A 12,111-nucleotide genomic window follows, 5' to 3' on the forward strand; every position below is an offset into this window, starting at 1 on the left:
CTTCAACGCACGTGCAAGAGACTAAACTTTTGTTCGGGAGAAAGCATGCGATCGCGTAAAAAAAATAAAGCGAGCTGCAATCAACGTGCAGCTCGCCTGAATAATAAAGAGGGAAAGATCAATCGCTAGATCAGGGTAGAAGGAAGCGACTAAATAGCCCTCAGTGTCTTTATAAAAAGTCCGCCACGATTTTGTCGATGTCGGTGGGTTGAATGCCCTGATGCTCTGCAAAAATACTATTTGCTTCGTCAATGTCAAATGTTCTTTCGCCGCGGGCCTTCACGTGCAACATAAACAGATCGTAGAGCGTGGGCTTGGGCACCGATGTCATGGAAATATTGAGGATGGTGAGCGACGACAGGTTGTTGTGAACATTGTTATTTTCAGAGGGTTGATCTCTAAGCCCTAAATCGGTCCAGATGATATTCCGTTCCTGCAAATCCACAATGAGGGGTATCGCCATTTTCGTGTTCGCCGTCAGGTCAAATTTATTTTCTACGGTAACCGGTTCGTATACTTCACCGCTGTCGGGATGTTGGCGCATCATGAATCCGGCAAAACAGATAGGCAGATCGCAATAGGGTTGATTGGTGAACGAATTTACACACATCAATACATACCGCACACCTTTCTCCACAAACTTCGGAATCTCTACGTCAATAAATTCGGACGCACCATCCGGGGCCGACGTGATGTCGCCACTGTGATAGCCGCCAAAATCTTTCAGGTTATAGTATGCAATGGTGGTCGTGAACTTGCTGTCGGTATCCAACGCCAGCACCGACAGATCAAGGTCGGTGCGATCATGACCATCTTTCCAGTAAATAAAAAAACGAAGCGTGTCTCCCACCGGCAACGGAATCTTGCTGCCACGCGAAATGGTTTTCAATGCCTTCGAAGCCGAACGCATCGCCAAAGGCACCGTGTAGTTTTTCAACGCCTCGTCAACATAGACTTTCCCCAGCGGTGCATATTTTCTGAACCGCTCAATCAGTGCACCTTCGCAAATATCAACCACTTGTTCACAGAGCTCTGCGGCAATAGGCGGCAGCTTATTGTCGATGGCCCTCACCCTGCCCACGTCGCCTTTCGGGAAGAATGTGCGCAGCGCGCGGGGCGTGTTCCGCTCCTTGAAATGATTGATCACTTGCAGCAACACCGGCGTTGACACGGCACCGGCCACCGGCCCAAAGGCGTTCAGCACTTCACGTGCGTCGGCGCTGTCGCGGATAAGTTTGTCGAGCCGTCGCGCCAGTTCGCCCGGTCTTGCTTTCAGGAGTTGGATCAGGCTGGTCGTGTCTTTGCGCAGCAACGCCTTCTCCACGCTTCCATAAAAAGTTTGAAACGGCTTGTCGTTGCGTATACAATCAAACGCCTCGTAACATTTTGGGAAGTTTGTTTTATACTCAAACGGATGCAGGCGCTCGCCCAATCGCTTCCAACGGTTTTTGTATCGCAGCATGTCTTCAGTAATGTTTCCACTCTGCTCCAGCATTTGCAGCAACAATCTCCTGATCCGTTTCGGCAGGCTTTTGAATTTGGTGTTTGCCGCCAGGCTAACGTCGCCGCCCGAAAGCGCGGTAGCAATGCGCAACACATCCGTAGCCGTTTTCACGTACGTTTGCACAAACACGGCAACGTCTACATCTTTCTTGAGGAGTGCTCCCACAAACAGCGCCACATTTTCCTTTGATGGAATGGCCGGTGGCACAAGCTTCATCACGCCCTCGCCATACGCATCCACAAACCACAACACAATCTGCTTGTCGGCTTCCGAAATCGACGTCTTGGCGTTGAGCAGTCGGGTCAGTATGGAGTCAAAATCTTCTTTCGATCCCAGACCAATCACCTTCAGGCTCGGCACATCTTGCAGCGCTTCACGTTTGTGCTTCTCGTAGTGTGGCAACAGTCGCACACCAAGGGCATCGCCCATATAGTGCCAGAATGCATTCGAATACAATTCCTCCTCGCTCGCCTGCTTCACCTGTTCGGGAAAGTTGGGATACATAGGATCAAAAATCACATAGGCTCCCACCAGGGTTTTCAGATCGGCAATAAGTTGGGGATAGAATGCTTTCAGCTGCGCCACCGAAAGGGTGCGGGTCACTTCCACCAACTCAGGCGAGAACGTAAACCCAAGACGCTCTATGTTTTGAAGCAGGTTCAGAAGATAGTCGTTTGGCAACACATCGCTGCCGCGTTCGAGGTAGATCTTTTTCCGGCTGAGGTAGATGGAATTGTTCATAGCAATACGCGCTCACGTGAACCACAAATCTAACAGATTCCGGCAACTCGCCTTCATGCCACACGACCGTCCAAAAAACAAAAAAACCGCTTCATCACGAAGCGGTTTCTCTTTTGTTCCGGCAAACGTCTATGGGGCACGTTAGCCTTTCAGTTTCTTCAACTCGCCTTCATAGAACGCGATGTTGGGCTTTTGATTTTCGGGAAGGTTCTTGATGGCCAGCTCCCAGTTTTTGATGGCGTTCTTTTTGTCGCCCAGCGCGGTGTAGCCACGGGCCAGCCCCACATAGGGTGTGAACTTATCTTCGGGATGTTTCTGTGCGTTCATCTTGAATACTTCCATCGCTTTTTGAGTTTTGCCCGAAGCGAGCAACGCCTTTCCATACTGATGCACGGCCTGCACCGTGGCCGTGGGTTGCTTGATGGCTTTGTCCATGATCAGGTCCGACTCGGCGTCTTTGCCCATGGCTTGCAACACCAGCGCTTTGGTTTGCAGCGACGAAAAATCTTCGACGCCAATAAAGCTTCCGCTGATGGCGTTGTCGGCCCAGCGCAGGGCTTCGTCGAGGTTCACTTTGTTTTGGGCGCAGAATTGTGCGGCGGTCATCCAGGGGCCGTTGCTAAAGCCCAGCATGGTGCCTTCCAGTTCGCCGCGCATGGTGTTCACATAAATGTCGTTCACGTTGGGCACTTCAACTTTGAAGGGAACGCGTTTGTTTTCCCATTGCAGATAGGCCGTGGCCGAAGTGAGCTGGCGATCGTCGAAGCCGTAGGTGAGCCATTCGGTATAGGCAGCATCCACGGGAGTGGTCTGCACGCGCAGTGCATCTTCTTTCGGGTTGTAGAAATAGCTTCCCCAGCTGGTGGAGTTGTGCGAGAAGATCCACGTCCAGGGGCCTTCTTTTTCCACGTCGAGGAACACGCCATAGGTTCCCGCTTTCAGGTCTTTGCCGCCAATTTTCACATCGTGCGAAAAGGTGATGGTGGTGTTTTCGTTCGAACCTGCGCGCCACGGTGCCGACTTCGAGGTGCCATAGCCTTGATCGATAAAGCCATAGTGAACAAGTTCGCCCCAGATGTGGCCTTTGCGATCTTCGCCGTTAGGGCCATGCACATCGGGACTGTTGTAGGTGATGGATACAGAGACCGGTCCGATCCATTGCGTCACTGTGCTTTTCTGATTGCCTCCACTGGGGGGCACCGTCAATTGCGCAAACATGAGCGTGGCCACGCACATGCCGAGCGTCAGGGTTAAAAGTTTTTTCATAACTGAGTTATTTGGTTAGGGTGAAAGTAAAGTTAAACGAATCAACTCCACTTAGGGTGTCACCCGCCTGACGGTATTTTGAATAAGGGATGTTATTAAAGCTTATGAAAAGCTTTTTCGGGCGCGAGAATCTGCAAGGCGCCGGGCATGATTTTGATATCGAACTGATCGTGTTCGCCACACGGTTCGCCATCGACGTGATAGGCCACCGGGACTTTTGTTTTGAGTATGATTTCGGGCGCTTCCAGGATTTCGCAGAAGGACGATTTTTCCAACTGACCGGCAAAAAGTCCGTACACAAAATCCATGCGATAGCCCGGCACTTTCTTCATGATGTTCACATGCAGCAGGCCGTCGTGCACGGAAGCGGCAGGTGCCACCCGTGCGTTGTTGCCATATTGCGACGAGTTGGCCAACGCAATGATGAACGCATGGCGATGAAACGTTTTTCCATTCACCGTCAACTCTGCATCAAACTCGCGGGCTTTCAAAAACTCCTGAACGGTTAACGAAACATAGCCGGCCAATCCCCGCTTGGTGCGACCGCCAAACAAGTTGGCAATGTGCCCGTCGAAGCCAATGCCCGACACGTTCAGCGAAAGCTTGCCGTTCACCATGAAGGTGTCCATGCCCAACACACGACTCTGAAAAAGTTGTTGAATGGCCACCGGTGTTTTCACCGAGATGCCCAGGTGCCTGCCCAACCCGTTGCCCGAGCCACGCGGAATGATGCCCATGGGCATGGGGGTGTTGATGAGGCCTTGTGCCACCTCGTTCAGCGTGCCATCGCCGCCCACAGCAATCACCCATTCAAATCCTTTGGGCGCTGCTTCGCGGGCCAGCTCGGTGGCATGACCACGGTCGCGCGTGAATTCGATGGTGCACTCCACATCGTGCTGCTCGCATGTTTCGATGATGCGCCCTTCCAACTGAGGCTGGTAGCCTGTGCCGGCAAATTTGTTAACGATGAATAAGACTTTCTTCATTGTCAATTGTGGCTTCAACATTACTCATTTTTCACGGCAATGCGGCACACCACGATCAAGTTTTAATGAACGCGTTGGCATCCGGTCCATGACATGAACGGTCGCGTGTTGCACAGGCGAAGTGCGCCTCATGTCGGCGTGGACTTACTTCCAATAAAAAACAAAAGGGAACAGGAGAACTGCGGAGAATTACTTTTTTACTTTCTCCTCGATGTATTTCACGGCCTGACCAAAGGTCTGCATTTTGTCGGCGTCGTCGTCGGGAATGCGGATGTCGAACGTTTGCTCGAACTCCATCACGATCTCTGCATAGTCCAAGGAATCAATGCCAAGGTCTTTCACGAAGTTGGCTTCAGGAGTTATTTCCGATTCTGCAATGCCCAGTTTCTCAGTCAATATTTTAGTCACTTTCTGCGGGATGTCTTGCATGGCGATAAAAACTGTTTCGGTAAATGTATTAAATCCGTGTTTGCCCTCCAAACAGAGCCCTGGTTTCGGGTGAGTTTTGGCCTTCGCAGCGAAACAATGCCTGCGTCCACCCCAATCCACAGACAACACGGTGGCCATGCTTTTTGTTCGATACTGCGGGAGCGAATGTTTGGTTATGTTTTGTCAGAAGCGCATGAAGAACTCCGTGCCTTTGCCCACGGTCGATTTCACGCTGAGGGTGCCCTGGTGCTGGCGCATGATCTGGCGCGACAAGCTGAGGCCGATGCCCGAGCCGGTTTTCTTGGTGGTGAAGAACGGAATGAAGATTTTTTCCATGGCCTCGGGGTCGATGCCCGAACCGTTGTCTTTCACCGAAATGACGGCGCGCGACTTCTCGTTCACAAAAACCTTGATCTCGATTTTTTTATTCTCCTGGTCTTCGAAGGCCTGAATGGCATTGCGCACAAGGTTGATAAGCACCTGCTCAATCATATTTTTATCGGCCGAAATCGTAAGGTCTTCGGGATAGACGGAGATGGTCAGTTGAATGCTGCGGTCGGCCAGGTCGCGACGGTGCAGCATGGCCAGTTCTTCCAGCAACGTGCGGATGTCGATTTGCACGGGCCGCGGTTTGGGTATGCTGGTGAGGCTGCGGAATTCTTTCACAAAATGGATCAGGCCTTCGCTGCGCTTGCTGATGGTTTGCAACGACAGGTGTATGTCGCCAAGCTGATCTTTGGTGAGGGGTTCGCTATTGTCTTCGCGCACATGAGGCTTCAGTTCTTCCTCCACAATGGCCGCCAGCGACGAGATGGGCGTCACGGAATTCATGATCTCGTGGGTGAGCACACGCACCAGGTTTTGCCACGCCTCCATTTCCTTTTCTTCCAATTCGTTTTGAATGTTCTGGATGGAAATGAGCTTCACATTTTCGTTGCGCAGCGTGAGTTCAATGGCATAGATGGAAAGTTGCACAAGCTCCTCGCCTATCTTGAGGCGCACCAGTTCGCGCCCGCCGGTTTTCAATTTTTCAAACACATTCACCAGCGTCTCGCTCACTTCGTTGAGGTCGCGGATGTTCACGGCACGGTTAATCTTCAGGAGCTTGCGTGCCGCACTATTAAAGATTTCGATGTTGCCGTCTTCCTTAAACACGATGAGGCCGATACCCACGTGCATCACAATGTTTTTGAAGAACAAAAATTCAGAATCCTTTTCGCGTCGGGCGCTGCGCAGCTTCAGCATGGCCTCGTTCATTTCCTGGTGCAGACGACGCACGGCGGGGTCGTCGCTTTCGGTCTTGAACGAATACGATAGGTCGTCGAATTGAATGGAGTCAAGAAACGACGCGAGGTTTTCGTTGGAGCGGTCCATATATTCCACCAGCAGTTTCACCTGGTAGGCGCTCAGGGCCAGAAATATCAAAGCATACATCCAGTCGCTGCGTGCCGACGATGCAAAAAAAGCAAAGAGAAAAATCGAAGCAGCCAGGAAGGCCACCCTTGGAAGAACAGGTGTTTTCCAATTAAAGTCCATACTTCTCCATTCGACGGTACAGCGATGCACGCGTCAATCCCAATTCGTCGGCAGCTTTCGAGATGTTGCCGTTGTGCATTTGCAAAGCCTTGGCAATGGCAGCGCGCTCCACCTCGTCGAGGTTCAGCGTGTTGTTCACCGGCCCCGAGGTGAGCGAGCGGCTCAGCAGGAAATCGCTTTCCTGCAATGTGGCCGAGTCGGTCATGATCACGGCGCGCTCAATGGCGTGCTGTAGCTCGCGGATGTTTCCGGGCCATGCATAACGCTTCAGGCGGTCGAGTGCTTCGGGGGCAATGGTGTTCACCTGCTTGTGATATTTTTTTGCATAATATGCGAGATAATGTTGTGCGAGCAACGCGATGTCTTCCACGCGTTCGCCCAGCGGAGGCACACGGATCTCCACAGTGTTGATGCGATAGAGAAGATCCTGACGGAACGTTCCCTCCTGCACCATCTTGTGCAGCGGCATGTTGGTGGCACAGATGAGGCGGATGTTCACGGGCGTTGCCTGGTTTGATCCAACACGTGTCACCACGCGCGCCTGCAGTGCGCTCAGCAATTTACTTTGCAAGCTCAGGCTCAGGTTGCCGATTTCGTCGAGAAACAATGTGCCGTCGTTGGCCAGTTCAAATCGTCCGGGGCGGTCTTCGCGGGCGTCGGTGAAGGCGCCTTTCTTGTGCCCAAACAATTCGCTTTCAAACAAGGTCTCTGTGATCGCGCCCATGTCTACCGACACAAAGTTGTTGTCTTTGCGCAGCGAACGTTGGTGAATGGCGCGGGCAATCAGTTCTTTTCCCGTTCCGTTTTCGCCCAGAATCAACACGTTGGCTTCTGTCTTGGCCACCTTGTCGATCAGCGAAAACACTTCTTTTATAGAGCCGCTCTCGCCAATGATGTCGCCAAACGGTTTGCTGATTTGTTCCTCCAGCATTTCCTTCGCTTTTTTCAGCTTGTCTACCTGGTTGTAGGACTGCTTCAATTTTATGGCGGTGGCAATGGTGGCAATGAGCTTCTCGTTTTGCCAGGGCTTTAAAATGAAATCGGTGGCGCCTTGCTTCAGGGCGCGCACAGCCATCTCCACGTCGCCAAAGGCGGTGATGAGGATGACCACGGCCGTGGGGTCGTGCGCCAGAATCTGCTCCAGCCAATAGAAACCTTCTTTGCCACTGGTGATGTCTTTGCTGAAGTTCATGTCCAGCAGAATAACATCGTAGGTATCGTTGTTGAGTAGAAAAGGAATTTTCTTCGGGTTCTTCTCGATGATGACGTGGTGGCTCTGCTTCTTCAGCAACATCTTGGCTGCCAGCAACACATCTTCATCGTCGTCAATCATTAAAATTTTACCACCTTCTGGATTCACTGTGCGATTAGATTTAGGGTGAATGATCTCTTGCAGGGAAATACTGTGCCAACTTGCAAATCATGCGATTCCGGCCGATAGCGCATGCCTGGGCTTTCCTTGAGCCTACAAATATGTTCAAAAATGAACAGTTATGTTACGGTTTTAGGGTTTTAGCCCAAAAAAATCGATGGTTTTGTACCGGATGATGTAGGTGCGCTGGTCGGTGACCAAGGCAAACTGGCCTGCTTCGGGCAATGCTTGTTCGTGCGTTTCGGTGGTGAAGAGGTTAAAAAATTTCAGCTTGTCCTTTTCAATATAATACAGCTCCTCCCCCAGAAAGTTGAAGCTTTTGGCCGACGTGGCAACGGTGCGCAGCCATTTGCCCATGCCATTAAACACCTGAATGCCCTTGCCTGGCTGCAACAGGAACACAAAGCCCTGATATTCGCGCATGAAGGTGATTGACCTGGGATCTTTATACAACTCCGCAGGAATCTTCACATCCACTTCCACAGTCTCCGTTTTTTGAACCACCTTCTTCAGACTTCCGTCTACAGCATCGAGTACCCAAATGTCGTGATCGCCCGACATGGTGACCAGCCAGGGCTCAATCACGAACGACGAATCGAGATGATAAGAAACCGTGGGATCGAACGAAGGGCTGTAGAGTGTGTAGTGCCGGTCTTTCCGGAAATAGGCAAACAATCGCGCGCCGTCGCGGGGGTCGAATTGAGTGAGTTCGTGGTTGTTCAATTTATAAACAATACCAACCGTTCCTTCGGATGTGAAGCGTTGCACCTGGCCGCGCTTGGTGATCACATACAGATCGCCCGGGCGGTCCACGGTGGCAAACACAATGGTGTCGCTCACGTCGATGGTTTTGATTTTTGACTGGGCGTGTGCGGCAACCGTTGCCAGGGTAGACGTGAACAGAAAGAGGAGTGTGCGGATGGTCATGAGGGTGGATTGAATGTTTTTAGCGTCACGTGCCGGCCGTCGTATTCGGCGTAGGTCTTGAAGTGAACCCATTCGCCGGTGTTGATGTAGCGACTGCGTTCGCCAATTTCCAGGTCGAGCGGCAAGTGGCGGTGGCCGAAAATATAGTAGTCGAAATGCTCTTCACGCTCTTTGTCACTGCAATACACATAGAGGAATTCGTCTTCTTTCTTCCCAAACTGCTCGCCCCCCTTTTCGTTGCTGATGCGACTCTTGCGCGACCAATAGTTCGCAATGCCTATGCCAAGATTAGGATGGAGTCTGGCAAACAGCCACTGACAGGTTTTGCTGTTGAAAAACTTCTTGATGATTTTGTAGGTGGTGTCGCCCGGCCCCAAGCCATCGCCGTGGCCGATGAGCAATTTCTGATGGCCCACTACCAGCGTCTGTGGATCGCGATACACCGGAATGCCCAGCTCCGTGGGGAAATAGTCAAACATCCACATGTCGTGGTTGCCGGTGAAAAACACGATGGGGATGCCCGCGTCGCGCAGTTCGGCCAGCTTGCCCTGCAGGCGGATGAAGCCGCGGGGAATGGCATGTCTGTATTCAAACCAGAAGTCAAAAATGTCGCCTAGCAGGTAGATGGTGTGGGCTTCGTCTTTCACACTGTCGAGCCACGCCACAATTTGCTTTTCGCGTTGCAAACTTGCCGCGGGGGTGGGAACACCGAGGTGGAAGTCGGAGGCAAAGAATATCTTTTTGCCGTTTAGGCTCGCTACGGAGTCGATCATAAAAAAACTCAGGTGCTGTTTAGGCACCTGAGTTCAAAAATAAGATTAATAAATGGGAAGTCCTTAGTTGGCTTCGTCCGGCTTGTCGCCTTCCAGCGTTGGTGTAGGGTCTACGCCGGGCTGCTCGTTTTCGATTTGTTTCTTCTCATACTTACCCTGGCCGTTGGTGAACTGCTGGTAGGTGGTGAGTTTTTCAAACGGGCGCTTGCCAATCAATCGCTCCAGGTCGGCCTGGAAAAGAATTTCTTTTTCCAGCAATTCCTTCGCGATCAGGTCGAGGTATTGACGGTGCTGAATGAGCAACTGCTTGGTGCGCGTGTAGGCTGCATCAATGATGTTTCTCACTTCTATATCAATTTTCTCAGCAGTGGCTTCCGAATACGGCTTCTGGAAAGCGTAGTCGGCCTGCTTCGAATCATAGAACGACATGTTGCCGATGACGGGATTCATACCATAGATGGTCACAATGCTGTAGGCCATTTTGGTGATGCGCTCCAGGTCACTCAGTGCACCGGTCGAGATTTTGCCGAAGACAATTTCTTCTGCTGCGCGGCCACCAAAGGCCATACACATCTCGTCGGTCATCTGCTCGGTTTGATACAGGAACTGCTCCCTCGGGAGATACTGCGCATAGCCCAATGCAGCCACACCGCGGGGCACAATGCTCACTTTCACCAATGGATCGGCGTGTTCCAGGAACCAGCCTGCCACGGCGTGTCCGGCTTCGTGGAAGGCCACGATCTTTTTCTCTTCGGGCAAAATGATTTTGTTTTTCTTTTCCAGACCACCAATCACACGGTCAATGGCGTCCTGGAAGTCTTGCATGTCTACAGCTTTCTTGTCGCGACGGGCAGCGATCAGCGCGGCTTCGTTGCAGACGTTGGCTATTTCGGCGCCGGCAAACCCGGGGGTTTGTGCAGCCAGTTTCTTGGGATCCAAACTAGGATCGAGCTTGATGGGCTTCAAATGCACTTTGAAGATGGCTTCGCGGCCCACAATGTCTGGTTTGTCGATGCTGATCTGGCGATCGAAACGTCCGGGACGCAGCAGGGCCGAATCCAACACGTCAGGACGGTTTGTAGCCGCCAGGATGATTACCCCGGAGTCGGTAGCGAATCCGTCCATCTCCACCAGCAAGGAGTTCAATGTATTTTCGCGTTCGTCGTTGGCACCGGGCAATTGGCCACGGCCACGTGAACGTCCGATGGCGTCAATTTCGTCGATGAAGACGATACAAGGCGCTTTTTCTTTGGCTTGTTTAAAAAGGTCGCGCACACGGGCCGCGCCCACACCCACAAACATTTCTACGAAGTCGGAACCCGACAGCGAGAAGAACGGCACACCGGCTTCGCCTGCCACCGCTTTCGCCAGCAAGGTTTTACCGGTTCCGGGAGGGCCTACAAGGAGGGCGCCTTTTGGTATTTTTCCACCCAGCTTTGTGAACTTGCTGGGCGTTTTCAGAAAGTCTACGATTTCTTTTACTTCTTCTTTGGCTTCGTCCAAACCGGCCACGTCGGCAAAGGTGATTTTCACTTTGCTTTCGGCATCAAACAAGGCGGCTTTCGATTTACCGATGTTAAAGATCTGTCCGCCGGGGCCTGCACCGCCGGTCATGCGGCGCATGAGCATCCAGAAGCCAAAGAGCAGCAGGAACAAGAAGCCCCATTGCACGAAATAGCCAAAGTAGTCTTCACGGTCGCCGGTTTTGTATTCGGGTTGGTGATCGGGTTTCTGCTTGTCGCGGAACGTACGGAACTCCTGGTCGAAGTTTCCGGAGTCAACCACTTTCACTACGAAATGCGGTCCTTTGTTGTCGGCACTGCCGCCCATCAGTCCTTTGGTGAGCAGTTCTTTATACTTGGCGTTGTTGAGCGCTTCCTGCTTCAGTGTTACTTCTACGAACTTACGATTCTGTATCAGTTCAACTTTCTTTACATCACCACTTGACACCATCTGCTTGAATTCGTCATAATCCAGGTCCTTCAGGTTGTTTGAATTGCTGAAGTACATGACCCCGAAAATGACGGCCAGGGTGGCCAGGATAACCCAGATCTGGTAGTTACCCCGAGGTGGCTTGGTGGGTAAAAGTGGTTTGTTATTTTCTTTCTTGTCAGCCATTTCTATGTTTCTCTCAATTTTAAAAATATCAAATCAATAACGTGTCGAGCGTATTTAAGTTTTTAGAGGTCTTCAATTTCGGTAATGTCCGCGTCACCCCAAAGCCTTTCGAGGGCATAAAATTCGCGACGATCTTTCCGGAAGATGTGCACCACTACGTCGATGTAGTCGAGAAGCATCCACTCTTTATTGTTTTTTCCTTCGGTGTGCCAGGGATTTTCTTTCAACGTTTTGAAAACTTCCGCGTCCACAGAATCGGAGATCGCGTCCAGTTGCTTGTCGGAATTGCCGGAGCAGATCACGAAGAAGTCGGCCACGGCGTTTTTGATATTGCGGAGGTCCATGATGACGATATCTGAAGCCTTTTTCTCCTGCATCCCCTTCACGATCACATCGCTAAGCTTTTCTGCAGTGGCTCCCTTCCTTTTTTTGGCCATTAATCTATCTTCGTTTTTTGTT

At 51.5% G+C, this 12,111-nt stretch carries 10 protein-coding genes; all 10 read right to left on the reverse strand.

The features are described 5' to 3' along the window. Positions 1 to 169: 169 nt before the first annotated feature. The 10 genes from JI741_RS00980 to rsfS all read right to left on the reverse strand — a co-directional run bounded on the left by JI741_RS00980 (position 170) and on the right by rsfS (position 12,089). Positions 170 to 2,245, reverse strand: a complete 2,076-nt coding sequence (locus tag JI741_RS00980) for a TerD family protein (RefSeq protein ID WP_202006735.1) — start codon at positions 2,243 to 2,245, stop codon at positions 170 to 172. A gap of 141 nt (positions 2,246 to 2,386) precedes the next feature. After that, positions 2,387 to 3,511, reverse strand: a complete 1,125-nt coding sequence (locus JI741_RS00985) for a DUF2911 domain-containing protein (protein ID WP_202006736.1) — start codon at positions 3,509 to 3,511, stop codon at positions 2,387 to 2,389. A 95-nt stretch (positions 3,512 to 3,606) separates the two neighbouring features. Further along, positions 3,607 to 4,497, reverse strand: a complete 891-nt coding sequence (locus tag JI741_RS00990; protein ID WP_202006737.1) for a diacylglycerol/lipid kinase family protein — start codon at positions 4,495 to 4,497, stop codon at positions 3,607 to 3,609. 189 nt (positions 4,498 to 4,686) lie between these two features. Then, complete coding sequence (locus JI741_RS00995) at positions 4,687 to 4,926, reverse strand: acyl carrier protein (RefSeq protein WP_202008073.1); 240 nt, start codon at positions 4,924 to 4,926, stop codon at positions 4,687 to 4,689. Positions 4,927 to 5,109: 183 nt separating this feature from the next. Further along, complete coding sequence (locus tag JI741_RS01000) at positions 5,110 to 6,426, reverse strand: sensor histidine kinase (protein WP_369411709.1); 1,317 nt, start codon at positions 6,424 to 6,426, stop codon at positions 5,110 to 5,112. Between the two features lie 25 nt (positions 6,427 to 6,451). Next, the gene (locus tag JI741_RS01005; RefSeq protein WP_202006739.1) at positions 6,452 to 7,795 is read right to left on the reverse strand and encodes a sigma-54-dependent transcriptional regulator; all 1,344 of its coding nucleotides are present in this window, start codon (positions 7,793 to 7,795) and stop codon (positions 6,452 to 6,454) included. Between the two features lie 171 nt (positions 7,796 to 7,966). Then, positions 7,967 to 8,761: a hypothetical protein gene (locus JI741_RS01010; RefSeq protein ID WP_202006740.1), complete on the reverse strand. Its 795-nt coding sequence runs from the start codon at positions 8,759 to 8,761 to the stop codon at positions 7,967 to 7,969. Continuing rightward, complete coding sequence (locus JI741_RS01015) at positions 8,758 to 9,534, reverse strand: UDP-2,3-diacylglucosamine diphosphatase (protein WP_202006741.1); 777 nt, start codon at positions 9,532 to 9,534, stop codon at positions 8,758 to 8,760. The genes JI741_RS01010 and JI741_RS01015 overlap by 4 nt, the downstream gene beginning before the upstream one ends. Positions 9,535 to 9,597: 63 nt before the next feature. Beyond that, positions 9,598 to 11,652 (reverse strand): ATP-dependent zinc metalloprotease FtsH, encoded by a 2,055-nt coding sequence (gene ftsH / locus JI741_RS01020; RefSeq protein WP_202006742.1) that lies wholly within the window; start codon positions 11,650 to 11,652, stop codon positions 9,598 to 9,600. A gap of 62 nt (positions 11,653 to 11,714) precedes the next feature. Beyond that, complete coding sequence (gene rsfS / locus JI741_RS01025) at positions 11,715 to 12,089, reverse strand: ribosome silencing factor (RefSeq protein WP_202006743.1); 375 nt, start codon at positions 12,087 to 12,089, stop codon at positions 11,715 to 11,717. Between the last annotated feature and the right edge of the window lie 22 nt (positions 12,090 to 12,111).

This window comes from Chryseolinea lacunae (genome assembly GCF_016735595.1).
Taxonomy (GTDB): domain Bacteria; phylum Bacteroidota; class Bacteroidia; order Cytophagales; family Cyclobacteriaceae; genus Chryseolinea; species Chryseolinea lacunae.

Excerpts from the sequence above, each read along its gene's own strand:
- JI741_RS00980 (WP_202006735.1), bottom strand. The coding sequence starts at position 2,245 with ATGAACAATTCCATCTACCTCAGCCGGAAAAAGATCTACCTCGAACGC.
- JI741_RS00985 (WP_202006736.1), bottom strand. The coding sequence starts at position 3,511 with ATGAAAAAACTTTTAACCCTGACGCTCGGCATGTGCGTGGCCACGCTC.
- JI741_RS00990 (WP_202006737.1), bottom strand. The coding sequence starts at position 4,497 with ATGAAGAAAGTCTTATTCATCGTTAACAAATTTGCCGGCACAGGCTAC.
- JI741_RS00995 (WP_202008073.1), bottom strand. The coding sequence starts at position 4,926 with ATGCAAGACATCCCGCAGAAAGTGACTAAAATATTGACTGAGAAACTG.
- JI741_RS01005 (WP_202006739.1), bottom strand. The coding sequence starts at position 7,795 with ATGATTGACGACGATGAAGATGTGTTGCTGGCAGCCAAGATGTTGCTG.
- JI741_RS01010 (WP_202006740.1), bottom strand. The coding sequence starts at position 8,761 with ATGACCATCCGCACACTCCTCTTTCTGTTCACGTCTACCCTGGCAACG.
- JI741_RS01015 (WP_202006741.1), bottom strand. The coding sequence starts at position 9,534 with ATGATCGACTCCGTAGCGAGCCTAAACGGCAAAAAGATATTCTTTGCC.
- ftsH (WP_202006742.1), bottom strand. The coding sequence starts at position 11,652 with ATGGCTGACAAGAAAGAAAATAACAAACCACTTTTACCCACCAAGCCA.
- rsfS (WP_202006743.1), bottom strand. The coding sequence starts at position 12,089 with ATGGCCAAAAAAAGGAAGGGAGCCACTGCAGAAAAGCTTAGCGATGTG.